The organism is Streptomyces atriruber, assembly GCF_001418325.1.
In the GTDB taxonomy this organism is placed as follows: Bacteria; Actinomycetota; Actinomycetes; order Streptomycetales; family Streptomycetaceae; genus Streptomyces; species Streptomyces atriruber.
The window spans coordinates 1-25,033 of the sequence record NZ_LIPN01000321.1; the positions used below are offsets into that span (position 1 = coordinate 1).

Genomic DNA, 25,033 nt, shown 5'->3' on the forward strand with positions numbered 1-25,033 from the left:
CCCCGCGCACACGGACGCCCCCGCAACCCCTCCGCACCCGGAAGGCGAAACCCCCCGATGACCACCGGCACCACCCCCGGCAGCACCACCGGCACCACCGGCACCCCCGGCACCACCACCGACGCCAAGCTCACCTGGCTGCTCGAAGGCCTCCTGGAGCGCACGCCCGGCGCCCGCCACGCCCTCGTGCTCTCCCGTGACGGCCTGAAGCTGTGCCGCACCCCCGAGCTCTCCGTCGACCAGGCCGACCAGCTCGCCGCGATAGCCGCCGGCATCCAGTCCCTGTCGCACGGCGCGTCCGCCGAGTTCGGCGACGGCAGCGGCGGGGTCCGCTCCGCGATGGCGGAGTTCTACGGCGGCATCCTCTTCATCGTCGAGGCGGGCGAGGGCGCGCACCTCGCGGTCATCGCCGCCGAGGACGCCGACGCGGGCCTCGTCGGCCACACCATGAGCGAGCTCGTCGAGCAGCTCGGCGAGCACCTGCGCGCCGAGCCCCGCGGCGACGGCGGCCCCCGTACCCAGCCCGCCTCATGAGCCGCCCCGGCCGGGACGACTCCCCCGACCGGCTGTACACCCTCACCGGGGGACGCAGCCGGTCGGCGCCCGACGCCCCCTTCGACCTGGTGACCCTCATCGTCGCCGAGTCCGGTCCGGTCCCCGGCATGCAGTCCGAGCACACCGCGATCCTGCGGCTCTGCGGGCTGCCCACGGCGGTCGTGGAGATCGCCGCCGAGCTCGGGCTGCCGGTGAGCATCACCCGCATCCTGCTGTCCGACCTGCTCGACGCGGGCCGGATCAGCGCCCGCCACCCGCGCGCGGCCGCCGACCACAGCCTTCCCGACCCCGACATCCTGGAGCAGGTGCTCGTTGGACTCCGCAATCTCTGAACGCAGCGCTACCGGGGCCACCCGAAGAGAACTGACCGCCACCGCCGACAACGGGCTGAAGATCGTCGTGGTCGGCGGCTTCGGCGTCGGCAAGACGACACTGGTCCGCTCCGTCAGCGAGATCCGTCCCCTCAACACCGAGGAGACGATGACGCAGGCGGGCCAGGGCATCGACGAGACCGGCGGCCTCGAAGGCCTCGGCGGCAAGACGTCCACGACCGTCGCCTTCGACTTCGGCCGCATCACGCTCGACGCGCACAACATCCTCTATCTGTTCGGCGCCCCCGGCCAGGAACGCTTCTGGTTCCTGTGGGACCGCCTCTTCTCCGGCACGCTCGGCGCGGTCGTCCTCGTCGACACCCGCCGCCTGGAGGACTCCTGGTACGCGATCGACCGCCTGGAGCACCACGGCACGCCGTTCATCGTGGCCCGCAACGACTTCGGCGGCTCCGCGCACACCATCGAGCAGCTGCGCGACGCGCTCGACCTCGACCCGGGCGTGCCGCTCGTCGACTGCGACGCCCGCTCGCGCGAGTCCAGCAAGGACGTGCTGATCACGCTCGTCGAACACCTCCAGTCGCTGTACGCCGCCCAGCGCCACGCCCCTCAGGAGACCGCCCAGTGACCTGCCCCGTGACCGGCGCCGGCGCGCCCGTACCACTCTCCGGACCGCGGTTCGCCACCGAACCCACCCAGCTGTACCGGGAGATGCGCCGCGACCACGGCCCCGTCGCCCCCGTCCTGCTCGACGGCGACATACCGGCCTGGCTGGTGCTCGGCTACCGCGAGCTGCACCAGGTCACCGGCGACCCGGTGCTCTACAGCCGCGACTCCGAGCTGTGGAACCAGTGGCCGAACATCCCCGCCGACTGGCCGCTGCTCCCGATGATCGGCCACCGGCAGCCGTCGATCCTCTACACCGTCGGCGAGCGGCACACCCAGCGCGCCGCGATGATCGCGCACGCCCTGGAGGCGGTCGACCCCTTCGAACTCAAGGCGCACGCCGAGCAGTTCGCGGACGAGCTGATCGACCGGTTCTGCGGCAAGGGCAGCACGGAGATCGTCGCCGAGTACGCGATGCTGCTTCCGGTGCGCGTCCTCGCCCGTATCTACGGCTTCTCCGACGAGCAGGGCCCCGGCCTCGTCACCGCCATGAACGACATGATCGACGGCCGCGAGCGGGCCCTCGCGGGCCAGCAGCACCTGGGCGGATCGATGATGCGGCTCATCGCCGACAAGCACACGGAGCCGGGCCAGGACGTCGCCTCGTACATGCTGGAGACGCAGCTCGCCGAGGACGGCTCCGGCTTCACGGACGAGGAGATCGCGCAGGACCTGATGGTCATGATGGCCGCGGGCCACCAGCCGACCGCCGACTGGATCGGCAACTCGCTGCGCCTGATGCTCACCGACGACCGCTTCGCCGCCTCCCTGTTCGGCGGCCGGCACAGCGTCGCCGAGGCCATGAACGAGGTCCTGTGGGAGGACACCCCCACGCAGAACGTCGCCGGGCGCTGGGCCTCCCGCGACACCCAGCTGGGCGGGCGCCGCATCAACTCCGGCGACCTGCTGCTCCTCGGTCTCGCCGCCGCCAACGCCGACCCGCAGGTCCGCACCGACGGCTCCGCCCTGACCGGCGGCAACAGCGCCCACTTCTCCTTCGGCCACGGCGAGCACCGCTGCCCCTTCCCCGCCCAGGAGGTCGCCGAGGTCATCGCGCGGACCGGCATCGAGGTCCTCCTCGACCGGCTGCCCGACCTCGACCTCGCGGTGCGGGCCGACGCCCTGACCCGCCGCCCTTCGCCCTGGCTGCGCGGCCTGACCGACCTGCCGGTGAGCTTCACCCCGACCCCGACCTCAGCCTTTGGAGACAGCAGATGACGCGCATCGCCCTGGATCCGTTCGTCACCGACCTCGACGGGGAGAGCGCGCGGCTGCGCGCGGCGGGCCCGCTCGCCGAGGCGGAGCTGCCGGGCGGCGTGCCGGTGTGGGCGGTCACGCACCACGCCGAGGCCCGGCAACTCCTCACCGACAAGCGGCTGGTGAAGGACATCGAGGTCTGGGGCGCCTGGCGGCGCGGCGAGATCCCCGCCGACTGGCCGCTGATCGGCCTCGCCAACCCCGGCCGCTCCATGCTGACGGTCGACGGCGAGGAGCACCGCAGGATGCGCACGCTGGTCGCGCAGGCGCTGACGCCGCGGCGGGTGGAGCGGATGCGGGAGCGCATCGCGGAGCTGACGACGGGCCTTTTGGACAAGCTCCCCGAGGGCCCCGAAGCGGTCGACCTGAAGGCGGAGTTCGCCTACCCCCTCCCCATGTACGTCATCAGTGACCTGATGGGCATCGACGAGGCGGACCACCCGCGCCTGAAGGTCCTCTTCGACAAGTTCTTCTCCACGCAGACGCCGCCGGAGGAGGTCGTGGCCACGCTCGGCGAACTCGCTCAGATGATGGGGAAGGTCGTCGCGGCCCGCCGCGCGGAGCCCGGGGACGACCTGACCAGCGCGCTGATCCAGGCCTCCGAGGACGGCGACCACCTCACGGACGAGGAGATCGTCTCCACCCTCCAGCTGATGGTCGCGGCCGGCCACGAGACGACGATCTCCCTCATCGTCAACGCGGTGGTGAACCTCTCCGCCCACCCCGACCAGCTCGCCCTGGTCCTCGCGGGCGAGATCGGCTGGGACGCGGTGATCGAGGAGACCCTGCGCCACTCCACGCCCACCTCGCACGTCCTGATCCGCTTCGCCGCACAGGACGTCCCCGTCGGGGACAAGGTGATCCCCAAGGGTGACGCGCTGATCGTCTCGTACGGCGCGATAGGCCGCGACGAGCAGGCGCACGGTCCCACGGCGGACGCCTTCGACGTCACGCGCACGTCGCCGACCCGCCACATCTCGTTCGGCCACGGCCCGCACGTGTGCCCCGGCGCGGCGCTCTCCCGCCTGGAGGCAGGCGTGGCCCTCCCGTCCCTGTACGCCCGCTTCCCCGAGCTGACCCTCGCGGTCCCCCACTCGGAACTCCGCAACAAGCCGGTGGTGACGCAGAACGACCTGTACGAGCTGCCGGTGCGGCTTCGCGGCTGACGCCGCGAGGTCCAGCCCCTCCGGCGTTCGAGGAGCGGGGTCCGGGGCGGAGCCCCGAGTCGTCCACGCCGGGGGGCAGCACGATCTCAGCCGACGGACACCGCCAAGACCCCGCGCCCTGAGCCGCTAGGCTCACCCCGTGGCTGAGATCCAGATTCCCGCTGACATGAAGCCCGCCGACGGCCGTTTCGGCGCGGGCCCCTCCAAGGTGCGTACGGAGGCGCTGGACGCCCTGGCCGCCACCGGCACCTCCCTGCTCGGCACCTCCCACCGCCAGGCCCCGGTCAAGAACCTGGTCGGCCGCGTGCGCGAGGGCATCGACGCCCTCTTCTCCCTCCCCGAGGGGTACGAGGTCATCCTCGGCAACGGCGGCTCCACCGCGTTCTGGGACGTGGCGACGCACGGCCTGATCGAGAACAAGTCGCAGCACCTCAACTTCGGCGAGTTCTCCTCGAAGTTCGCGAAGGCGGCGAAGCTCGCCCCGTGGCTGGCCGAGCCGACCGTGATCGCGAGCGACCCGGGCACGCACCCGGACCCGAAGGCGGAGCCGGGCGTCGACGTCTACGCCTACACGCACAACGAGACCTCGACCGGTGTCGCGGCCCCGATCAAGCGCGTCGCGGGCGCCGACGCCGGGTCCCTCGTCCTCGTGGACGCCACGTCCGGCGCGGGCGGCCTGCCCGTCGACATCGCCGAGACGGACGTCTACTACTTCGCCCCGCAGAAGTCCTTCGCCTCGGACGGCGGCCTGTGGCTGGCGGCGTTCTCCCCGGCGGCGATCGAGCGCGCCGAGCGGATCCACGCGTCCGGCCGCCACGTCCCGGAGTTCTTCTCGCTGCCCACGGCGATCGACAACTCCCGCAAGAACCAGACGTACAACACCCCGGCGCTCGCCACGCTCTTCCTGCTCGCCGAGCAGCTGGACTGGATGAACTCCCAGGGCGGCCTGGAGTTCACGACCGGCCGCACGGCCGCGTCCTCGCGCACGCTGTACGGCTGGGCCGAGGAGTCCAAGCACGCGACGCCGTTCGTCACGGACCCGGCGAAGCGCTCGCAGGTCATCGGCACGATCGACTTCTCGGACGACATCGACGCGGCGGCGATCGCCAAGGCGCTGCGGGCCAACGGCATCGTGGACACGGAGCCGTACCGAAAGCTCGGCCGCAACCAGCTGCGGGTGGCGATGTTCCCGGCGATCGATCCGGCGGACATCGAGGCGCTCACGAAGTGCATCGACTACGTCATCGAAAAGCTGTAACGCTCGGCCGGTTCTTCGGCTGCGGGTGCGCTGTGGCTGGTCGCGCAGTTCCCCGCGCCCCTTGAGGGGCGCCCCCCCACCGGGAAGGGCGCCCCTCACCTGTTACCGGCTCAGCGCCCTGAACCTCCGTACCGCCAGCGGCAGGAAGATCAGCGAGAGCACGATCGGCCACACCACGGCCATCAGCACCGCGTGCTGCTCGACCCAGCTGGAGCCGCCCGCACCGGGGTTGCCGAAGAGTTCGCGGGTGGCCGTGCCCGTCGACGAGACGGGGTTCCACGCGGCGACCGGGGCCAGCCAGTCCGGCATCAGGGACGGCGCCACGAAGACGCTGGAGATCATCGTGAGCGGGAACGCCACCGCGTAGAGGCCGCCCGCCGCCTCCGGGCTCGGCACGACCAGGCCGAGGTAGACGCCGACCCAGATCAGGCTGAAGCGCAGGAACAGCAGCAGGCCGAAGGCGAGCAGGGTGTCGGCGAGGCCCGCGCTGGAGCGCCAGCCGATGGCGAGCGCGGTCAGGGCGAGGATCGTCAGCTCGGCACAGGCCACCACGAGATCGGCGAGGCCGCGTCCCGCCGCCACGGCGGAGGGCGCCATCGGCATCGAGCGGAAGCGGTCGATGACGCCTTTCGACGCGTCCGTCACGACGCCCATCGCGGTGTTCATGAACCCGAAGGCCATGGTCATCACGAACATGCCGGGCATCAGGAACTGCTTGTAGTCGCCGTCCTCCCCGCCGCCGGGCACCTTCATCGCCTCGCCGAACACGAAGCCGTACAGCAGCACGCTGATGATGGGGAAGCCCAGCTGCCAGGCGATGGTGACGGGCTGGCGCAGGAAGTGGGTGAGGTAGCGGCGGGTGACGTTCCAGCTGTCGGCGAGGGCCCAGAAGAGGCGCCCGCGCGAGCCGTCGGTGGTGAGGGCGACGCTCATGCGGCGGCCTCCGTCCCGTGGACCTCGCCGGTCAGGCGCAGGAACACGTCGTCCAGGCTCGGCCTGCGCAGCCCGATGTCCTCGACGGCGATGCCCTCGTCGCGCAGGGTCCGCGCCACGTCCGTGAGGGCGGCCACGCGGTCGGTCACGGCGCCCTGCACGCGGCGCTCCAGGTCGAAGGTGACGGGTTCGCCGTCGCAGACGCGGGCGACGGTCTTGGCCACGGCGGGCAGGTCGGCGGGCTCGCGCACCACGACGTCGAGGTGGCTGCCGCCCACCGTGTTCTTCAGGCCGTCGGGGGTGTCGTCGGCGATGGCGCGGCCGCGGTCGATGACGGTGATGCGGGAGGCGAGCCGGTCGGCCTCCTCCAGATACTGCGTGGTGAGCAGCACGGTCGTGCCGCCCGACACCAACTCCCTTACGGTCTCCCACACTTCGAGGCGGCTGCGCGGGTCGAGACCGGTGGTCGGCTCGTCCAGGAAGAGGACGGCGGGCGCGAGGATCATCGAGGCGGCGAGGTCGAGCCTGCGCCGCATGCCGCCGCTGTACTGGCCCGCGCCCTTCTCCGCCGCGTCCTCCAGGTGGAACTGCTCCAGGAGCTCCTGGGCGCGCCGCGCGGCCCGCCTGCCGCCCAGGTGGAAGAGGCGGCCGAACATCTCCAGGTTCTGCCGGCCGGTGAGGATCTCGTCGACCGCCGCGTACTGACCGGTGAGGCCGATGCGGCCGCGGACCAGCGCGGGCTCGCGCACCACGTCGGCGCCCGCGACCTCGGCGCGGCCGCCGTCGAGCCGCAGGAGCGTGGCGAGGATGCGCACGGCGGTCGTCTTGCCCGCGCCGTTGGGCCCGAGGAGTCCGTGCACCGTGCCTTGTTCGACGTGCAGGTCGAAGCCGTCCAGGGCGCGCTTCTCCCCGTACCGCTTCTGGAGCCCCTCGGCCCGCACCGCGAGGCCGTTCCCGTTGATCGGATGCATCGACTGTCCCTTCCCACACCATCTGGGTACGCCGTACTCAATTGAGAGTACACCGTACTCAGTTTCACGGGTACACCGTACCCAGTTTTGCGAGTACGCCGTACCCAGTTTCTTGGCCTGCGATTAGGCTGAGCGCCATGACGAGCACGAACGGCGGCGACGACCGGCGCACCGGCAGCGACATCACCCGCAGCCTGGAACTGCTCTGGGGCGAGGGCGGCCGCCCGTCCCGGGGCCCCAAGCCGGGCCTCACGCTGGACCGGATCGTCACCGAGGCGGTCCGGCTCGCGGACGCCGAGGGCCTCGCGGCCCTCTCGATGCGGCGCCTGTCCACGGAGCTCGGCACCGGCACGATGTCCCTGTACCGGTACGTGCCCGGCAAGGGCGACCTCGTCGACCTGATGCTGGACCGCGTCTTCGCGCCGCCGGAGGAGGAAGAGCCCTGGACCGGCGGCTGGCGCGAGGGCGTCGAGGCGTACGCGCGGGAGACCCTCGTCCTCTACCGCCGCCACCCGTGGCTGCTCCACGTCAACCAGGCCCGCCCCGTGCTCGGCCCCGGCACCGTCGGCGGCCTGGACCGCACGCTGTCCCGGATCAGGGAGATGGGCCTGACCGACCCCGAACTGATCGGCGTCATCGTGATGACGGAGGGCTACGTCACCGGGGTCGCCCGCACCCAGGTGCACGAGATGGAGGCGGTGACCAAGAGCGGCCTGTCGGAGCAGGCGTTCTGGGAGGCCCAGGCGCCGACCCTCGAAAAGATCATGACGAGCGGCCGCTACCCGACCCTCGCGGGCCTCTCCGAGGACACGTTCGGCCCGGACTTCGACCACTTCGAGTTCGGCCTGCAGCGCCTCCTGGACGGCCTGGACGTGCTGGTGGCCCGGCGCGCCGCCCAGAAGTGAGGCACAGGGCGCGGACGGCTACTTGCCGCCGCCGCGCCGCCCCAGCCGCTTCAGCCCGAACACCGCGAGCAGCACGGCCCCGACGACGACGGCACCCGTCCTGAGGCTGCCGCCGAGGAAGGGGTCGTCGCCCTCGCGCGCCGTACCCCCGTTGCCCGAAGAGGAGTCGGGGTTGCCGCTGCCGCCCCCGCCCGGCGCCTCCACGGGCTCCACCTCGCTCTGCCGGCCCTCGCTGCCGTACATCAGCGTCGTGCCGTCCAGGGTGTACGTGACGGACTCGCCCTGCCGCTGCAGCGGCACGCTCAGCCTGCCCTTGCGCTGCGGCTTCCTGCCGTCGCCCTGCCACGCGTACCAGATGCCGCCGAAGTACCCGCGCAGGGCGAGCTGCTTGCCGTTCGGCGAGAAGGCGCCGTCGGTCACCCAGAGGTCGATGTCGGAGACGCGCCTGAAGACGTTCGTGCCGGAGGCGGACATCCGCTCCGGGCTCTCGTACAGCCCGCCGCCGTCCTCGTTCTTGCTCACGATGTAGATCCGCCCGGTCTTCGGGTGGACCATCATCGCCTCGGCGTCCCGCGCCCCGTCGGCGTACTTGACCACGTACTGCGTGGCGCGGACCGTCTGGTCCTTGAGCTGCTTCGGCTCGGGGAGCTTGTAGATCCAGACGTTCTTCCAGGTGCCGTTGAGGTTGTCGCCGATGTCGCCCACGTAGATGTTGCCGTCGCTGCCGACCGAGATCGCCTCGACGTCGCGCGGGGCGCCCACGCCGGTCATCGTGACGGTGGCGACCGTCTCCCCCGTCTTCGAGTCGACCGCGTACAGGAAGGCGCCCTTGTCCTGGTCGTTGTGCGTCCAGTAGATGCCGGGGTGGGCGCGGGAGGCGGCCAGACCGCTGGACTCGACGATCCGTGGATCCTTGATCGTGAACCCGTCGTGGCCGTCGGCCACGGCGGGTGCGGCAGGCACGGCCACGGCGAAGGCCAGCACGGCACCGGCGACAACTGACGGAACAGCCCGAAGCGAACGCATGGGCCCAAGCGTGCCATCCGCCCGCGCGGGCAGCGTGCGCAGCCTCACATCGCAGTCCACGCCCCCGATCCGCGATGATGACCGGATGCTCAGGTTCATGTTCGTCGGCGACTCCATGACGATCGGGAGCGCCGGTGAACACACCTGGCGCCATCGCATGTGGCGGCACCTGCGCGACACCCTCGGCCCCGAGGGCGTCGCCGTGGTCGGCCCGCGCACCGCCCTCTACGACAAGGCGGCGGGCGAGCCCCTCTCCCAGGCGTACGCGGACGCGTCCCCGGACTTCCCGCGCAACCACCTCGCGGGCTGGGGCGAGGGCTGGCTGCACCTGGCCCCGCAGATGTCCGGCGCGCTGACCCGCGACCCCGCCGACGTCCTGCTCGTCTCCCTCGGCCTGATAGACCTCGGCTTCTACACGAACGCGGCGCAGACCGCGGAGAACGTCCGCGCCTTCGTCGCGGCGGCCCGCTCGGCGAACCCGCACGTCCGGATGGTGCTGCTGCCGGTCATCCCGAACGTCCGGGCCGAGACCGACGCCCCGTTCGCCGCGGAGGTCGACCGTTTCAACGAGCTGCTGGCGAAGGCGGTCGCCGACCTGGACACCCCCCGCTCCCCGCTCCTCCTGGCCTCGCGCCCGCCGTCGTACGACATCCACCTCGACACGTACGACGGCACGCACCCGAACGCGAGCGGCGAGCACAAGCTGGCGGCGGCCTTCGCGGACGCCCTGTCCCAGGCGTGGGGCATCGGCGGCCCCTACGCCGGGGCGCTCGTCACACCCACCGGCTGATCCCGAACTTCCCGCCCTCGCGCCGCACCTCCACCGCGCCGGTCCCGGCGAAGTGCGCCGGGACGACCAACTCCCCCTCGTCGGCGGCCCGTCCGAGCACCCGGACGCGCGACTCGGCGGCCTCCTTCGGGTCCTCGCAGAAGTCACTGCTGCAGCACGGTTCGAGGACCTGCACCGGGAGGTGCAGCAGATCGCCGACGAAGACGGCGCGGTCGGTGCCGGAGTGCAGCCGCAGCACGGACGAGCCGGGGGTGTGGCCGGGCGCGGACTCCAGGGTGAGGTGGGAGTCGATGCGGTGCGTGCCCTCCCACAGCACGGCCTGCCCGGCTCGTACGACGGGCGCGATGCTGTCCGCGAAGCCGTAGCGGTTGTCCACGCGGACGGCGTCGCCGCGGTCGGGCCCGAAGAAGGCGTGGTCGGCGGCGGGGATGAGGTAGGTGGCGTTGGGGAAGGTCGGCACCCAACTTCCGCCGTTGTTGTGTGTGTTCCACCCGATGTGGTCGCCGTGCAGATGGGTGTTGACGACGACGTCGACGTCCTCGGGCCGCACCCCCGCCGCGGCGAGCCGGTCGAGGTAGTCGGTGTCGAGGTGCTCGAAGGCGGGCACGCCGGGCCGTTCCCTGCCGTTGCCGATGCCCGTGTCGACCAGGACGGTCCTGCCCTCGCTCCTGAGCACCCAGGTCTGCATGAGCGCGAGGGCCTCGCCGCTGCCCGGGTCCCAGTGGTCGGGCGCGAGCCACTCCTCGTTGTCGCGCCACACCTCGTCGGGCACCCCGGGCACGATCGTCCGCGCCGGGAGCGGGAACCTCTCGACCTCCACGACGCGGCGGACCTCGACGTCGCCCAACACCAGCTGCTCTTCGGTGATTTCGCTCATGAGTCCACCCTAGGAAGCGCTGGTGAGCCGCTCAATGCCCGCTCGCCTCACATGGATACGCATACGCCTCACCCGCTAGAGTTCCTCCATGGACGTGGTCAGCGATGCGATCTCGGCAGCACGGGTCGGACAGCCCGCCTCCAACCGGATCAGGGTGTCCGGCTCCTGGTGCAGCCGGATCCCGTCGTACGACGGAATGGGCTTCCGCGTGCTCCTGGAAGGGAGTTGCTGGCTGCTGCCGGACGACGGCAGCGCCCCGTTCATGCTCGCGGCGGGCGACGTGGTGCTGCTGCCCCGCGGCACGGGACACATCCTCGCGGACTCCCCCGCGGACGGGCCCACCGTGGAGCGCGCGGTCCCCTTCGACCTCTGGCTGGAGACGCACTCCCTGCCGGTGACGCACGACGGACCGACCACGCTCGCCCCGGCCTTCCCCGAGCCGCCCGGCTCCCCCGGATCCGCGGTCGAGATGCTCTGCGGCAAGTACCACCTGGACCGCGGCCACGCCCACCCGCTGCTCGACGAGATCCCCGACATCGTCCACCTGCCCCGCCGGGCCGGCCGCCACCCCGAGCTGCAGGCCGCGATCGACCTGCTCGGCAGGGAGGCGGGCGCGTCCCGCTGCGGCGCGGACGTCGCCGTGCCCAGCCTCCTCGACCTGCTCCTGGTCTACATGGTGCGTGCCTGGCTCGCGGACTCCCTGGCCGACTCCCACTGCGCGGCCCGCTGGCCCGCCGCGCTCGGCGACCCGGTGGTCGCCAAGGCCCTGCGCTTCCTGCACGAAGCGCCCGAAGCGCCGTGGAGCAACGAGGAGTTGGCGGCCCGCACCGGCGTCTCCCGCGCCACGCTCGCCCGCCGCTTCACGTCCCTCGTGGGCCGCGCCCCCATGGCGTATCTGACCTGGTGGCGCATGTCCCGCGCGGCCACGCTCCTGCGCGACTCGACGGCCTCCCTGGACACGGTGGCCCGCCAGGTCGGCTACAGCTCCCCCTACGCCCTCTCCCACGCCTTCACCCGCACGTTCGGCACGACTCCGGGCCGGTACCGGACCGCCTCCCCCGACAAGCACACTTTCGTCGGCACCCCCTAGCCGGAAGACGGACGCCCGCACCGCCGCCGCCTCCCTACCGTCCAGGCATGACGGTCGAGACCACAGCGAACGAGACGGCGAAACCCGCCCCGCCCAGCGGCGCCCGGGCCCTCGCCCCGGACCTGGCCCGGGGGCTGATGCTCCTGCTCATCGTGTTGTCCAACACCGCCTTCCACCTCTGGAAGGCGGAGCACGGGCCCTCCGGATGGCAGCCCGTGGACGGCGGACCGCTCGACCACGCCGTCCAGTTCACGATGATCACCACGCTCGACATGCGGGTGTACCCGCTCTTCGCGTTCCTCTTCGGATACGGGATGACGCAGCTCTTCCTGCGGCGCACCGCCACGGGGGCCTCCGCGCGCGGCACCGTCGCCGTCCTGCGCCGGCGCAGCCTCTGCCTGGTCGTCATCGGGCTCGCGCACGCCACCCTCCTCATGGCGGGCGACATCGTCGGCTACTACGGGCTGCTGAGCCTCGCCCTCGGCCAGCTCTTCCTGCGGCGCGGCGACCGGGCGCTGAAGTGGTGGATCGGGATCGGCGCCGCGCTGCTGCTCTTCGGGGCCCTCCAGCCCATCGTGTCCGCCTGGCTGAACGGCGGGTTGGGGTCGCTCGGGGACGCCGGGGCCGAGCCCGGCGCCGACGCCTACGCGGCGGACGACCCGAGCTGGCCCGCCTCCGTCGGCACCCGCGTCGAGAGCGGGCTCTTCGTCACCTTCGTCGCCGCGCCGCTCTCCCTCGTCGGCGGCGGATTCACCATCTTCCTGCTCGGGTTCTGGGCCGCGCGCCGCCGGATCCTGGAGGAGCCGGGCCGCCACCTTCCGCTGCTGCGCCGCACCGCCGTCATCGGCATCGCGATCGGCTGGCTCGGGGCGCTGCCCGCGGCCCTCGCGCACATCGGCGCCCTCGACGTGCCGGACGACGCACAGAGCGAGTCGGGGGTCCTTGGCCTGGTGCGCGACCTCACGGGGAACGCGGCGGGGCTCGGCTACGTCGCGGCGATCGCGCTGTTCGCGCACTGGTGGGTGCGGCGCCCGGCCGGGCGCGGCGCGCGGGCGGTCACCGCGCTCTCCGCCGTCGGCAAGCGCTCCCTCTCCTGCTACCTCGCGCACTCCCTCCTCTTCGCCCCGCTCCTCGCCGCCTGGGGCCTCGGTCTCGGCGCGCATCTGACCAGCGCGACCATGGCGCTCGTCGCGGTCGCGGTGTGGCTGGTGACAGTGGTGGGGGCGTACGCGCTGGAGCGGGCCGGGCGGCGGGGTCCGGTCGAGGTGGTGCTGCGGCGCGTGATGTACCGGGCGTGACGTGGCGCGGGGCCCTCACGCCGCCCTGGTCAGGCGGTTCGCGAGCGTCGACATCGTGTACGTGCCGATGCCGAGGACGACTTCGAGGGCGTTGCGCTCGGTGTGGCCGTGGGCGAGGAACGCCTTCAGCTCCTCGTCGCCGACACCGCCCGCCGTGACGAGGACGGCGAGGGTGAACTGCCGCACGGCTTCGAGGCGTTCGTCGCCGAGCGCCCGCTGCTCGCGCAGGGCGGCCACGAGCTCCGTGCCCGCGCCGAGCTTCCGCAGCTTCCCGGTGTGCATGGCCACGCAGACGTGGCAGTCGTTGCGCACGGCGATCGTCATGATGACGACCTCGCGGGCGACGGGTTCGAGCGTCGACCGCTCGAACACGGCGCTCAACTCCAGGAATCCGTTGAGGAGTTCGGGCGACTCGGCGAGCCGCGCCACGGCGTCCGGCACCCGCCCGAAGGCGGCGGCGGCGCGCTCCATCGCGGGGCGCGAGCCGGGCGGTGCGGTCTCCAGTGTGTGTGCGGTGAACATGCGTAGCCCCCTGCGGGCCAACCCGGCCCCTAGAATAGACAACATGGTTGACGACAAGAAGAAAGTAAACCAGGTTGACGAACTTGGCAAGGGTTATGAGCTCCCCCTTCTCCTCTTCGCCGGTTTCCGCACCCTCATCGACCGCCTGCACACCGAACTCGCCCGCCAGGGCCACCCCGACGTCCGCCCCGCCCACGGGTTCGCGATGCAGGCCGTCGGGCCGGACGGCGCCACCGCCAGCGAGGTCGGCCGCCGCCTCGGCGTCTCCAAGCAGGCCGCGGGCAAGACGGTCGACCGCCTGATCGCCCTCGGCTACGCGACCCGCACCGACGACCCCGCCGACGCCCGCCGCAAGCTCGTCCGCCTCACCCCGCACGGCATCGACGCGCTCCGCCGCTCGGCGGCGATCTTCGACGAGCTGCGGACGGAGTGGGCGGCGACCCTGGGCACGGACCGCCTCGCCGACCTGGAGGCGGGCCTCCGCACGGTCGTACCGCCGGACGCGTTCCGCCTCGACGCGGCGGGGTGGATGAGCGGCTCGTGACCGGACGTGACCTTGTCTCCGTGCGTATCGTTGTACTGCGCGGCTGCGCTCGGCCGAGGGCGGTCGGGGAGGAGCGCCACGATGACCGTCGTAGATGTGATGACCGACAGGATCGAGATGGCCGACGACGAGTGGAGCTTGGACCGATGGTTCGAGCTCATCGAGCGGATGGTCCCCGAGGGAATCAAGGCGGAAGTCGTCGAGGGGGCCGTCCACATGGTGCCGCAGCGGAATGTGCACTGGCAGCTCATCCGGAGGGTGCTCTACGCCCTGGATGACAGGTACAGCCGGGATGCATTGGTGATGACGGACGTGCGCATCGACTTCCCCGGCCACCAGAACGGCTTCTGCCCCGACCTCGCGAAGTTGAAGGACGGGGCGAAGCCGGACGAGGCGGGACACTGGCGCCACCAAGACGTGGAGTTCATCGCCGAGGTCATCTCCCGCGGCACCGGCCTGAACGACTACGGCCCGAAGAAGACCGCCTACGCCGAAGCCGACGTCCCCGTGTATCTCATCGTCGACCCCTACCAGGGCCGCTGCCACGTCTACACCGACCCCAAGGACGGCGAGTACCGCACGGAGTCGAAGTCCGACTTCGGTGACGAGATCGACCTGACCGGCACCGTCGTCGACCTCGTCCTGAAGACCGACGCCTTCCCCCGCGACTGACCCACACTGCCCCACCCTGATCAATTTCCCCTTGCCTGGAGCCCACTCCACCCCCTTGGCTGGGTCCCCATGGAGTACACGCAGCTGGGACGCACAGGGCTCAAGGTCAGCCGACTCACGCTCGGCACCATGAACTTCGGGCCACTCACCAACGAACCCGACAGCCACACGCTCATGGACGCCGCGCTCGACGCGGGCCTCAACTTCTTCGACACCGCCAACACGTACGGGCAGAGCGTGGGCAGGGGCCGCACCGAGGAGATCCTCGGCACCTGGTTCACGCAGGGCGGCGGCCGCCGCGACAAGGTGGTGCTCGCCACCAAGGTGTACGGGAGCATGGCCCCGCACGGGGAAGCGACCTGGCCCAACCACGACCGGCTCTCCGCGCTCAGCATCCGCCGCGCCGTCGAGGCGAGCCTCAAGCGGCTGCAGACCGACCACATCGACCTCTACCAGTTCCACCACATCGACCGGCAGACGCCGTTCGAGGAGATCTGGCAGGCCGTCGACGTCCTCGTCCAGCAGGGCAAGATCCTCTACGCGGGATCCTCCAACTTCCCCGGCTACAAGATCGCCCAGGCCAACGAGACCGCACGGCGCCTCGGCGGCTACGGCCTCGTCAGCGAGCAGTGCCTCTACAACCTCGCCGCCCGCGACGCCGAGATGGAGGTCGTCCCGGCCGCCCAGGACTACGGCCTCGGCGTCATCCCGTGGTCGCCGCTGCACGGCGGCCTGCTCGGCGGTGTCCTGAGGAAGGAGGGCGAGGGCTCGCGCCGCACCGGCGGCCGCGCCGCCGCGGAGCTCGCGAAGCCGGGGGTCCGCGCGCAGGTCCAGGCGTACGAGGACCTGCTCGACAAGCACGGTCTGGAGCCCGGCGAGGTAGCGCTGGCCTGGCTGCTGACCCGGCCCGGCATCACCGCGCCGATCGTCGGCCCCCGCACCGCCGGGCAGCTCGAATCCGCACTGCGCGCCGTCGAGCTCGAACTGTCCGGCGAGGTCCTCGACGCACTGGACGAGATCTTCCCCGGCCCCGGCCCGTCGCCGGAGTCCTTCGCCTGGTGACCCCCTGAGGGAGGCACGCGAGGCGGTCCGCGTCGGCTATGACACAGGTTCTAATTGCCGAACGCGGCCGCCAGCGCCACCACGACGAACATCAGCACGAGCACACCGGCCATGATCCGGTTCCTGGTCTTCGGGTCCACACCGTCGAGGTTAACCGGCGCCGCCCGGCACCCGGACGCCGCCTCCCAGTACCCAGCGCCCGACCGCCTCGTACCGCGGCCGCTCCCCCGGCACCCCGCTCCTCGGCAGATTGCTGCGTACGAGCGTCAGCTCGTCCACCGTCCACGCCGTTCCCTCGAAGGGGGCGAGCGCGTCGACGTACGGACCCAGGCCCGTCTCGCCGCGGCCGCGCGCCAGCGTCAGATGGGGGCGGTAGTGCCGGTGCTCCTCCATCGTCACGCCCGCCTTGCGCGCCGCCGCGTCCGACCGCTGCGCGAGGAGCCGCAGCGCCGGAATGTCGCCGGTGGCGCCCGCCCACAGCGCCCGTTCCCCGAAGTGCCCGCCGCCGCGCAGGGCGAGGGAGAACGGCGGCGTGCGGTGCGCGGCACGCTCCAGGCGGGCGGTGAGGTCCGGCACCGTCGCCTCGTCGACCTCGGCCATGAAGGCGAGGGTGAAGTGCCAGCTGTCGCGGGCGGTCCAGCGCAGTGCGTCGGCGCCGGGCAGGGCCTTCAACGCGCGTGCCGCGTCAGCCAGTTCGGAGGTCGCGGAGTCCGGCGGGAGGACCGCGGCGAAGAGTCTCATGGGGGTGACGCTAGCCTCCCCCCATGATTCACTCCGATCCCATGAGGACCACAGAGCCCATAGAGATCAGGCCGGGCGGGGCCGACGACATCCCCGCGGTCATCGCGCTCCTCGACGGGGCCGTGGAGTGGCTCGTCGCCCGGGGCCGCACCGGGCAGTGGGGCACCAAGCCCTGGTCGGAGAACCCGAAGGCCGTCGCGATGGTCGAGAAGTACCTGACGACGGGCCAGCCGTGGATGGCGGAGATCGGCGGCGAGGTGGCGGGGACCCTGACGCTGACCGACGGTCCTGGCGGCGACATCATCCCGCGGGCCGCCGAGCCCGAGCGGTACGTCCACCTGCTCGCCGCCGACCACGGCCGCCACGCGGGCCGCGGCGTGGGCCGCGCCCTCCTCGCGCACGCCGTCGAGGAGACCCGCAGGCAGGGCGTCGGGCTGCTGCGGGTCGACTGCTACCGGAGCGAGGACAGGGCCCTCGTCGCGTACTACGAGAGCAACGGCTTCACCGCCACGGAGCCCTTCACGGGCCCGGACGGCAGCTGGCCCGGCCAGGTGCTCGCACAGCGAGTCTGACCGGGCCCGGCACACCGCTCGGCCCTGCGCCGCGCGGCATCGCGCGGCCTCACCGCACCGCGCGGCCTCACGCCGCGGCGGCCAGCTCCCGCTCCCGCGGCACGAACTGCACGTGCTGCCGACCGCGGCGGAGGTCCACCTTCAGCCGCAGGTTCGCCGCCCGCGCCAGCATCAGGCCGACCCCGACCGCGGCGAGGGCGCAGACGAGACCGCCGACGGCCATGCTGATCCGGACGCCGTAGGCATCGGCGAGCCAGCCGAAGAGCGGGCCGCCCAGCGGCGTGCCGCCGGTGAAGACCATCATGAACAGCGACATGACACGGCCCCGCATCTCCGGGTCCGTGGCCATCTGGACCGAGGAGTTGGCGGTGACGTTCACCGTCAGGCCGAGGATGCCGATCGGCACGATCAGCGCGACGAACATCCACAGCTCGGGCGCGAACGCGGCCACGATCTGCAGCACGCCGAAGGCGGTGGCCGCCCCGGCGAGGAGGCGCAGGCGCGAGGTGCCGCGGCGGGCCGCGAGCAGCGCACCGGCCAGCGAGCCGATCGCCATCAGGGTGTTGAACAGCCCGTACATCCCCACGCCGCCGTGGAAGATGTCGTCCGCGAAGGCGCTCAGCCAGATCGGGAAGTTGAAGCCGAAGGTGCCGATGAAGCCGACGAGGACGATCGGCCAGATCAGCTCGGGGTTCTTCGAGACGTAGTTCAGGCCCTCCCTCAGCTGCCCCTTGCCGCGCGGCTTGCGCGGGGTGTGGTGCAGCTCGGCGGTGCGCATCAGCATGAGGCCGGTGAGCGGCGCGAGGAAGGACAGGCCGTTGGCGAGGAACGCCCAGCCGGGTCCGACGGCGGCGGTCAGCGCGCTCGCCACGGCGGGGCCGATGAGACGCGCGGACTGGAAGTTGGCGGAGTTCAGCGAGACGGCGTTGCGGACCTGGTCGGGTCCCACCATCTCGGACACGAACGACTGCCGCGTCGGGTTGTCGACGACGGTGACGAGGCCGGTGAAGAAGGCCGCGAAGTAGACGTGCCAGACCTGGACGTGGCCGCTGAGCGTCAGCACCGCGAGGAAGAGCCCGCTGAGGCTCATCGCGCCCTGGGTGAGGAAGAGCAGGTTGCGCTTGGCGAAGCGGTCGGCGATCACGCCGCCGTACAGGCCGAAGAGCAGCATCGGCAGGAACTGCATGGCCGTGGTGATACCGACGGCCGCGGAGGATCCGGTGAGGCTCAGCACCAGCCAGTCCTGGGTGATGCGGGCCATCCAGGTGCCGGTGTTCGAGACGACCGCGCCGGTCGCGAAGAGCCGGTAGTTGCGGATCTTCAGCGAGCTGAACATCGAGGTCTTGTGGGGGCCATCATTCCTGCGCCTGCGCAGCAGGCTCCTTGAGGGGCGGTGGCCGGGTGACGGGCGGGCTTTGTCGAGGGCGGTTGGTGCGGGGGCGGAGTCTGCTCCGGATCCCGTACTCAAAGTGGGTTCGCCTCCTTGGCGTACGTACGGCTCCCGCGGTCCGCGGGAGTGCCCGCGGGGTGCCGCGGGACTACAAGTGCGCGAGCTTCTCCAGCACGGGAGCGGCGGCGCGGAGCCGCGCCCACTCGTCCTCGTCGAGGTCCTGGGCCAGACCGGCGAGCCAGGCGTTCCGCTTGCGGCGGCTCTCTTCGAGCATGGCCTCGGCGGTCTCGGTCTGGGTCACCACCTTCTGGCGGCGGTCCTCGGGGTGCGGCTCGAGCCGGACCAGCCCCTTGGCCTCCAGCAGGGCCACGATGCGGGTCATCGACGGCGGCTGCACGTGCTCCTTGCGGGCGAGCTCGCCCGGGGTGGCGGAGCCGCAGCGGGCGAGGGTGCCGAGCACCGACATTTCGGTGGGGCTCAGCGACTCGTCGACCCGCTGGTGCTTGAGTCGACGGGACAGGCGCATCACGGCGGAGCGCAGGGCGTTCACGGCGACGGCATCGTCACCATGGGAGAGGTCCGGCATGTTCGTTAGCGTAACTCATTACCCTAGCTAAGGACCACTCGGATTCCCTGATGTACGACACCGAACCATTTCGTCACCCGAATGAGTGAGGTGACTCCGGAAAGTGACGCACCGGCCGCGCGGGGCCGTGGACCCTGTCAGGCATGGGATCGCCAGTGCTCAGCCTGCGCATAGACGGTGAGCTGCTCGACCGGCTCCGACAGCACGCGGCCAAAAGAGGAATGAGCGTCCAGGACTATGTGGTCCGGACGCTCATTCGCGACGACTTCGACGAGCGCTTCAAGGCGTCCGTCGAGGAGACAGAGAAGTTCTACGGGGCGGCTTGAGCACCCCGTCGGCGGCGGTGCCTCAGGTGAGGTCCAGCGCCGGCATCAGGTAGTAGAAGGCGAACACCGCCGACACCGCGTACATCGCGACCGGCACCTCGCGCCCGCGCCCCGCCGCGAGCCGCAGCACCGTGAAGGTGATGAAGCCCATGCCGATGCCGTTCGTGATCGAGTACGTGAACGGCATCATCAGCATCGTCACGAACGCGGGGATGGCGATCGTGTAGTCCGCCCAGTCGATCTGCCCGATGGACCCGGACAGGATCAGGAAGCCGACCGCGAGCAGCGCGGGCGTGGCGGCCTGGGACGGGACCATCGTGGCGAGCGGCGTGAGGAAGAGCGCGACGGCGAAGAGCCCGCCGGTGACGACGTTCGCGAAGCCCGTGCGGGCACCCTCGCCGACGCCCGCCGTGGACTCCACGAAGCAGGTGGTGGCGGAGGCGGACGAGGCGCCGCCGGCGGCGACGGCGATGCCGTCGACGAAGAGCACCTTGTTGATGCCGGGCATGTTGCCGTTGGCGTCGGTCAGCTTCGCCTCGTCGCCGATGCCCATGATCGTGCCCATCGCGTCGAAGAAGCACGAGAGCAGCACGGTGAAGACGAAGAGGACGCCGGTCAGGACGCCGACCTTCTCGAAGCCGCCGAACAGGCTGATCTCGCCGACGAGCCCGAAGTCCGGCGTCGAGACGGGGTTGCCGGGCCACTCCGGGGTGGTCAGGCCCCAGGACGTGCTGCCGAGTCCGGCGGCGGCGTGGATGATCATCGCGACGACCGTCATGACGACGATGCTGAGCAGGATCGCGCCGGGCACCTTGCGCACCAGGAGCGCGAGGGTGAGCAGCACGCCGAGCACGAAGACGAGGACGGGCCAGCCGTTGAGGTGGCCGTCACCGCCGAGCTGCAGCGGGACGGTGGTGTGCGCGGCGTCCGGGATGCGCGAGACGAAGCCGGCGTCGACGAGGCCGATCAGCATGATGAAGAGGCCGATGCCGATCGCGATGCCCTTGCGCAGGCCCAGCGGCACGGCGCTCATCACGCGCTCCCGCAGCCCGGTCGCGACCAGCAGCATCACCACGAAACCCGCGAGGACGACCATGCCCATCGCGTCGGGCCAGGACATGCGGGGCGCGAGCTGGAGGGCGACGACGGTGTTCACGCCGAGCCCCGCGGCGAGCGCGATCGGGACGTTGCCGATGACACCCATGAGGAGCGTGGTGAAGGCCGCGGTCAGCACGGTCGCGGTGACCAGCTGCTTGTTGTCGAGCTGGTGCCCGTACATGTCCTTCGCGCTGCCGAGGATGATCGGGTTCAGCACGACGATGTAGGCCATCGCGAAGAAGGTGGCGAAGCCGCCGCGGACTTCCCTGGCCAGGGTCGAGCCCCGCTCGGTGATCTTGAAGTACCCGTCGAGGCCGCCCCGCGGGGGCTGCGGGTGCGGCTGTTTGGCGTCGACCGGGGCGCTGGCCGAGGGAGACATGCGTGACCTCATGAGCTCAGGGAAAGGAAAGATCGTTAAGCAGCGACTAGAGAGCGATTTGTTTCTTCATACGAAAGCAATCGGCCATTAACGAGCGGTTTCAGTATGAATACATGAGAGAGAAATCGCTATCTCCGCGCGTAGACCCTTGCGGGGCAACAGGTGTACGAGACCTCGGCGCCGCCTCGTAAGCTGTACCCATGGCGAAGTGGACCCCCAAGCACGAGGCGCCGGAGCCCCTGGAGGGCCCCGTGGTCTCCACCATCACAGGTGGCACGATCCTCTGGTTCGTCCTCTTCCTGGTCCAGCTGCCGTTCTACGGCTGGTTCGACGACCGCGACGCGACCTGGTGGGTGTGGACCTGCCTGGCCGGCGCCGGCCTCGGCCTCATCGGGATCTGGTACGTACGCAAGCGCGACGCCGCGATCAAGAGGTCGAAGGTCACACAGCCCCAGTAGTCCGTACAACCACGGGACGGTCCACGTCCTACCCTGGTCGGATCTTTGGGGCATTCAAGGGGTGAAGCCGCAGGTCCGCCCTTACCGTCGAATGCATGACGCATATCGACGCGGGCGCCGAGCTCGACCCGGTCCACCCGGTGCCGCCCCCCAAGGGACGGGCCACCGGCCTGACCACCGCAGAGGTGGCCGAGCGAGTCGCACGCGGCGAAGTCAACGACGTACCGGTCCGCAGCTCACGCTCGCTGAGCGAGATCGTCCGGGCCAACGTCTTCACCCGCTTCAACGCGATCATCGGCGTGCTCTGGGTGATCATGCTGTTCGTCGCGCCGATCCAGGACAGCCTCTTCGGCTTCGTGATCGTCGCCAACACCGGCATCGGCATCATCCAGGAATGGCGCGCCAAGAAGACGCTGGACAGCCTCGCCGTCATCGGCGAGGCCAAACCCACCGTGCGGCGCGACGGACGGGCCACCGAGATCTCCACCTCCGAGATCGTCCTCGGCGACCTCGTCGAACTGGGCCCCGGCGACAAGATCGCCGTGGACGGCGAGGCCGTCGAGACCGACAGCCTGGAGGTCGACGAGTCGCTCCTGACCGGTGAGGCCGACCCCGTCATCAAGAAACCCGGCGACAAGATGATGTCGGGCTCCTTCGTGGTCGCGGGCGGCGGCGCCTTCACCGCCACCAAGGTCGGCCGCGAGGCGTATGCCGCGCAGCTCGCCGAGGAGGCCAGCCGCTTCACCCTCGTCCACTCCGAGCTGCGCACCGGAATCTCCACGATCCTCAAGTACGTGACGTGGCTGATGGTCCCGACCTCCATCGGCCTGGTCATCTCCCAGCTCGTCGTCAAGGACGACAACTTCAAGGAGTCCATCGCCTACACGGTGGGCGGGATCGTCCCCATGATCCCGGAGGGCCTCGTCCTCCTGACCTCCGTGGCCTTCGCGATCGGCGTGATCCGGCTCGGCCGCAAACAGTGCCTCGTCCAGGAACTCCCCGCCATCGAGGGCCTCGCCCGCGTCGACACGGTCTGCCTCGACAAGACCGGCACCCTCACCGAGGGCGGCATGGACGTCACCGAGCTGCGCCCGCTGGGCGGCGCCGACGAGGCGTACGTACGGAAGGTCCTCGGCGCCCTCGGCGAGTCCGACCCCCGGCCGAACGCCTCGCTCCAGGCGATCATCGACTCCTACCCCGACAGCGAGGAGTGGCGCTGCACGGAGTCGCTCCCCTTCTCCTCCGCCCGCAAGTACAGCGGCGCCTCCTTCAGCGAGGGCGACGGCGCCGCCTCGACGTGGCTGCTCGGCGCCCCCGACGTGCTCCTGCCCGACGGCGACCCGTCGCTCGCCGAGATCGAGGACCTCAACCGGCAGGGCCTGCGCGTCCTGCTCCTCGCCCGCGCGGTCGTCGACCTCGACGACCCCGCCGTGGCGAGCGGGGCGACGGCCACCGCGCTGGTCGTCCTGGAACAGCGGCTGCGGCCCGACGCCGCCGACACCCTGCGCTACTTCGAGGAGCAGGACGTCGCCGCCAAGGTCATCTCCGGCGACAACGCCGTCTCGGTGAGCGCCGTCGCGGGCAAGCTCGGCCTGCCGGGCGCCGAGAACACGGTGGACGCGCGCCGACTGCCCACCGAGCGGGACGAGATGGCGCAGGCCCTCGACGACAACGCCGTCTTCGGCCGGGTCACCCCGCAGCAGAAGCGCGACATGGTGGGCGCCCTCCAGTCACGCGGCCACACCGTCGCGATGACGGGCGACGGCGTGAACGACGTACTGGCCCTCAAGGACGCCGACATCGGCGTCTCGATGGGCTCCGGCTCCGAGGCGACCCGGGCGGTCGCCCAGATCGTGCTCCTCAACAACAGCTTCGCGACGCTGCCCTCCGTCGTCGCCGAGGGCCGCCGCGTCATCGGCAACATCACGCGCGTCGCCACGCTGTTCCTGGTGAAGACCGTCTACTCGGTGATCATCGCGCTGCTCGTCGTCTGCTCGCAGGTCGAGTACATCTTCCTGCCCCGCCACCTGACGCTGCTCTCCACGCTGACGATCGGCGTCCCGGCCTTCTTCCTCGCGCTCGCCCCCAACAAGGAGCGCGCGAAACCGCACTTCGTCCGCAGGGTCATGCGGTACGCGATCCCGGGCGGCGTCGTCGCGGGTGTCGCCACGTTCGTGACGTATCTGCTGGCCCGGCACCACTACGACGGCGCGGGCGCGCGGGAAGCCGAGACCAGCGCGGCGACCCTGGCGCTGTTCCTGATCGCCATGTGGGTCCTCGCCATCATCGCCCGCCCCTACACGTGGTGGCGGATCGGCCTCATCGGCGCGATGGGTCTCGGCTTCCTGTTCGTGCTGACCGTGCCCTGGCTCCAGGACTTCTTCCAGCTGAAGCTGGTGGGCACGACGATGCCGTGGGCGGCGGTCGGCATCGCGGCGGTGGCCTCGCTCGCGATCGAGGTCATCTACCGCTGGGTCGACCGCCGCTTCCCGGCGTAGTCCCGGACCGGCGAACTAGCGGACGTCGACGAAGTCGCTGGTCGACGTCACGGCCGGGGTCGTGGACGTACCGGCGAAGACGTAGCGGAAATAGCCGTCCGCGGAGGCCTTCAGCGTGGTCTTCAGGTTGCCCTTGGTGTCGGACTTGACCGTCTTGAGGGTCGTGTAGCTGCTGGCACCCTTCTTCTTGTACTGCAGCTTCACGTCCTGCTTGGTGTAGCCCGCGTACTTCGAGGTGTCCCAGTTGGCGCGGGTCAGGGCGCCGGTGACCGTGAGGGTCTTGCCCTTCTTGACGGGCTCGGGGGAGGCGTTGGTGGTGAGGCGGGCGGCGCGCTTCACCGAGACGCTGGTCGGGAAGGCGTCCTTCTGGACGTGGTCACCGTCCGTGCCCTGGGCGATCGTCCAGACCTTCCACTTGCCGGCCAGGACGTTGCTGTAGATGTTCACCTGCGGGTCGGCGACGACCGTCACGGTGCAGGTGGACGTGGTGGCGTTGACGGCCTTGCAGTCACCGCTCTCCTGGTCGGGGACCATCGAACCGTCGATGTCGTTCTCGTTGAAGGACGAGCCGTGCCACAGGAACGCGACGGCGTCCTCGATGCCGGACGGGTCCGTCGCCGTGACGGAGATCTTGACCGACTTCTTGGCGGAGGTGCCGACGACGATGTCCTTGCCACCGTTGACGGTGATGTTCGTGATCTTGGTGTCGCCCACGGTGGTGTCGGCCGGAGCCTTGGCCGCGAAGGTGGCGGCTTCCGGCGCCTTCGGCGCGTCGGCTGCCTGGGCGGCCGGGACTGCGAGTGCGGAAAGGGCCAGGGTGCCGGACAGTGCGGCCACGGTGGCACGGATGCGCATGTGTTTCCCCAGGTGGAGAAGGGGACCCGCGGAGCGTGACGCGGTCACGCGGGTCCCAAGTGATCTAGGAGTCTGTTGACTCGGAAGATCAGACCTTCGACAGGGGTGGCTGGTTGTACACCGGGTGAAGAAAATGTGACCACGTTCCGGAACTTCATGTTCCGCCCCGATGCTCCTCCCTCCCCGGTGCTCCTCCCACCCCGGTACTC

27 protein-coding genes are annotated in these 25,033 nt (G+C 71.0%); 17 read left to right on the forward strand and 10 right to left on the reverse strand.

The features are described from left to right. The first annotated feature begins 57 nt into the window (after nt 1-57). The 6 genes from AOK03_RS29470 to serC all read left to right on the forward strand — a co-directional run bounded on the left by AOK03_RS29470 (nt 58) and on the right by serC (nt 5,231). Nucleotides 58-534, forward strand: coding sequence for a roadblock/LC7 domain-containing protein (locus AOK03_RS29470; protein WP_055568408.1), 477 nt, complete (start codon nt 58-60; stop codon nt 532-534). After that, nucleotides 531-887 (forward strand): DUF742 domain-containing protein, encoded by a 357-nt coding sequence (locus AOK03_RS29475; RefSeq protein WP_055568409.1) that lies wholly within the window; start codon nt 531-533, stop codon nt 885-887. Before AOK03_RS29470 ends, AOK03_RS29475 begins: the two co-directional genes overlap by 4 nt. Further along, entirely contained in the window at nt 868-1,512 is a 645-nt protein-coding gene (locus tag AOK03_RS29480) for a GTP-binding protein (RefSeq protein WP_244177802.1), read from the forward strand. Before AOK03_RS29475 ends, AOK03_RS29480 begins: the two co-directional genes overlap by 20 nt. Next, nucleotides 1,509-2,768: a cytochrome P450 gene (locus AOK03_RS29485; protein WP_107098137.1), complete on the forward strand. Its 1,260-nt coding sequence runs from the start codon at nt 1,509-1,511 to the stop codon at nt 2,766-2,768. The genes AOK03_RS29480 and AOK03_RS29485 overlap by 4 nt, the downstream gene beginning before the upstream one ends. Continuing rightward, nucleotides 2,765-3,973 carry a cytochrome P450 family protein gene (locus AOK03_RS29490; protein ID WP_055568410.1) on the forward strand — a complete coding sequence of 403 codons (1,209 nt, stop codon included), beginning with the start codon at nt 2,765-2,767 and terminating at the stop codon, nt 3,971-3,973. The genes AOK03_RS29485 and AOK03_RS29490 overlap by 4 nt, the downstream gene beginning before the upstream one ends. 139 nt (nt 3,974-4,112) lie before the next feature. Continuing rightward, nucleotides 4,113-5,231: a phosphoserine transaminase gene (serC, locus tag AOK03_RS29495; protein ID WP_055568411.1), complete on the forward strand. Its 1,119-nt coding sequence runs from the start codon at nt 4,113-4,115 to the stop codon at nt 5,229-5,231. A 102-nt stretch (nt 5,232-5,333) separates the two neighbouring features. Here the strand turns inward: serC and AOK03_RS29500 are convergent, their stop codons facing one another. Then, on the reverse strand, nt 5,334-6,164 hold the full coding sequence (locus tag AOK03_RS29500) for an ABC transporter permease (RefSeq protein WP_055568412.1): 831 nt from the start codon (nt 6,162-6,164) through the stop codon (nt 5,334-5,336). Further along, nucleotides 6,161-7,135: an ATP-binding cassette domain-containing protein gene (locus AOK03_RS29505; protein ID WP_055568413.1), complete on the reverse strand. Its 975-nt coding sequence runs from the start codon at nt 7,133-7,135 to the stop codon at nt 6,161-6,163. Before AOK03_RS29505 ends, AOK03_RS29500 begins: the two co-directional genes overlap by 4 nt. 137 nt (nt 7,136-7,272) lie before the next feature. On the opposite strand from AOK03_RS29505, the gene AOK03_RS29510 reads away from it, so the two are divergent. Further along, entirely contained in the window at nt 7,273-8,040 is a 768-nt protein-coding gene (locus AOK03_RS29510; protein WP_055568414.1) for a TetR/AcrR family transcriptional regulator, read from the forward strand. A gap of 18 nt (nt 8,041-8,058) precedes the next feature. Here AOK03_RS29510 and AOK03_RS29515 read toward each other — a convergent pair whose 3' ends face one another. Continuing rightward, on the reverse strand, nt 8,059-9,066 hold the full coding sequence (locus tag AOK03_RS29515; RefSeq protein ID WP_055568415.1) for a TolB-like translocation protein: 1,008 nt from the start codon (nt 9,064-9,066) through the stop codon (nt 8,059-8,061). A gap of 85 nt (nt 9,067-9,151) precedes the next feature. Here AOK03_RS29515 and AOK03_RS29520 point away from each other — a divergent pair, with 85 nt between their 5' ends. Continuing rightward, a complete protein-coding gene (locus AOK03_RS29520) occupies nt 9,152-9,856 on the forward strand; it encodes an SGNH/GDSL hydrolase family protein (protein WP_055568416.1) in 705 nt (234 codons plus the stop codon). Here AOK03_RS29520 and AOK03_RS29525 read toward each other — a convergent pair. Next, nucleotides 9,840-10,733: an MBL fold metallo-hydrolase gene (locus tag AOK03_RS29525; RefSeq protein ID WP_055568417.1), complete on the reverse strand. Its 894-nt coding sequence runs from the start codon at nt 10,731-10,733 to the stop codon at nt 9,840-9,842. The genes AOK03_RS29520 and AOK03_RS29525 overlap by 17 nt on opposite strands. A gap of 88 nt (nt 10,734-10,821) precedes the next feature. Between AOK03_RS29525 and AOK03_RS29530 the strand changes: the two genes are divergently transcribed. Together AOK03_RS29530 and AOK03_RS29535 are read left to right on the forward strand one after the other, a co-directional pair. Further along, nucleotides 10,822-11,823 carry an AraC family transcriptional regulator gene (locus AOK03_RS29530; protein ID WP_055568418.1) on the forward strand — a complete coding sequence of 334 codons (1,002 nt, stop codon included), beginning with the start codon at nt 10,822-10,824 and terminating at the stop codon, nt 11,821-11,823. Nucleotides 11,824-11,870: 47 nt separating this feature from the next. Then, nucleotides 11,871-13,121, forward strand: coding sequence for a DUF418 domain-containing protein (locus AOK03_RS29535; protein WP_055568419.1), 1,251 nt, complete (start codon nt 11,871-11,873; stop codon nt 13,119-13,121). 15 nt (nt 13,122-13,136) lie between these two features. On the opposite strand, the gene AOK03_RS29540 is transcribed toward AOK03_RS29535, so the two are convergent. Next, the gene (locus AOK03_RS29540) at nt 13,137-13,643 is read right to left on the reverse strand and encodes a carboxymuconolactone decarboxylase family protein (protein WP_055568420.1); all 507 of its coding nucleotides are present in this window, start codon (nt 13,641-13,643) and stop codon (nt 13,137-13,139) included. A 43-nt stretch (nt 13,644-13,686) separates the two neighbouring features. Here AOK03_RS29540 and AOK03_RS29545 point away from each other — a divergent pair, with 43 nt between their 5' ends. From AOK03_RS29545 to AOK03_RS29555, 3 genes are all read left to right on the forward strand, one after another. Then, complete coding sequence (locus AOK03_RS29545) at nt 13,687-14,187, forward strand: MarR family winged helix-turn-helix transcriptional regulator (RefSeq protein WP_055568421.1); 501 nt, start codon at nt 13,687-13,689, stop codon at nt 14,185-14,187. Nucleotides 14,188-14,268: 81 nt separating this feature from the next. Beyond that, nucleotides 14,269-14,859: a Uma2 family endonuclease gene (locus AOK03_RS29550; RefSeq protein WP_055568422.1), complete on the forward strand. Its 591-nt coding sequence runs from the start codon at nt 14,269-14,271 to the stop codon at nt 14,857-14,859. Nucleotides 14,860-14,928: 69 nt separating this feature from the next. After that, nucleotides 14,929-15,921 (forward strand): aldo/keto reductase, encoded by a 993-nt coding sequence (locus AOK03_RS29555; protein ID WP_055568423.1) that lies wholly within the window; start codon nt 14,929-14,931, stop codon nt 15,919-15,921. 150 nt (nt 15,922-16,071) lie between these two features. Here the strand turns inward: AOK03_RS29555 and thpR are convergent, their stop codons facing one another. Then, nucleotides 16,072-16,662 carry an RNA 2',3'-cyclic phosphodiesterase gene (gene thpR, locus AOK03_RS29560; RefSeq protein ID WP_055568424.1) on the reverse strand — a complete coding sequence of 197 codons (591 nt, stop codon included), beginning with the start codon at nt 16,660-16,662 and terminating at the stop codon, nt 16,072-16,074. A gap of 41 nt (nt 16,663-16,703) precedes the next feature. Between thpR and AOK03_RS29565 the strand changes: the two genes are divergently transcribed. Next, a complete protein-coding gene (locus tag AOK03_RS29565; RefSeq protein ID WP_055568425.1) occupies nt 16,704-17,234 on the forward strand; it encodes a GNAT family N-acetyltransferase in 531 nt (176 codons plus the stop codon). A 67-nt stretch (nt 17,235-17,301) separates the two neighbouring features. Here AOK03_RS29565 and AOK03_RS29570 read toward each other — a convergent pair whose 3' ends face one another. Together AOK03_RS29570 and AOK03_RS29575 are read right to left on the reverse strand one after the other, a co-directional pair. Next, on the reverse strand, nt 17,302-18,612 hold the full coding sequence (locus AOK03_RS29570) for an MFS transporter (protein WP_425264423.1): 1,311 nt from the start codon (nt 18,610-18,612) through the stop codon (nt 17,302-17,304). A gap of 160 nt (nt 18,613-18,772) precedes the next feature. Then, entirely contained in the window at nt 18,773-19,210 is a 438-nt protein-coding gene (locus AOK03_RS29575; protein ID WP_055568427.1) for a MarR family winged helix-turn-helix transcriptional regulator, read from the reverse strand. A gap of 143 nt (nt 19,211-19,353) precedes the next feature. Between AOK03_RS29575 and AOK03_RS41350 the strand changes: the two genes are divergently transcribed. Then, nucleotides 19,354-19,536 carry a ribbon-helix-helix protein, CopG family gene (locus tag AOK03_RS41350; RefSeq protein WP_079075028.1) on the forward strand — a complete coding sequence of 61 codons (183 nt, stop codon included), beginning with the start codon at nt 19,354-19,356 and terminating at the stop codon, nt 19,534-19,536. A gap of 22 nt (nt 19,537-19,558) precedes the next feature. On the opposite strand, the gene AOK03_RS29580 is transcribed toward AOK03_RS41350, so the two are convergent. Beyond that, complete coding sequence (locus AOK03_RS29580; RefSeq protein WP_055568428.1) at nt 19,559-21,013, reverse strand: NCS2 family permease; 1,455 nt, start codon at nt 21,011-21,013, stop codon at nt 19,559-19,561. A gap of 200 nt (nt 21,014-21,213) precedes the next feature. Here AOK03_RS29580 and AOK03_RS29585 point away from each other — a divergent pair, with 200 nt between their 5' ends. Next, nucleotides 21,214-21,471, forward strand: a complete 258-nt coding sequence (locus AOK03_RS29585) for a DUF2530 domain-containing protein (RefSeq protein WP_055568429.1) — start codon at nt 21,214-21,216, stop codon at nt 21,469-21,471. A 95-nt stretch (nt 21,472-21,566) separates the two neighbouring features. Then, nucleotides 21,567-23,969, forward strand: a complete 2,403-nt coding sequence (locus tag AOK03_RS29590) for a cation-translocating P-type ATPase (RefSeq protein ID WP_055568430.1) — start codon at nt 21,567-21,569, stop codon at nt 23,967-23,969. 15 nt (nt 23,970-23,984) lie between these two features. Here the strand turns inward: AOK03_RS29590 and AOK03_RS29595 are convergent, their stop codons facing one another. Further along, entirely contained in the window at nt 23,985-24,824 is an 840-nt protein-coding gene (locus tag AOK03_RS29595) for a DUF5707 domain-containing protein (protein ID WP_055568431.1), read from the reverse strand. Between the last annotated feature and the right edge of the window lie 209 nt (nt 24,825-25,033).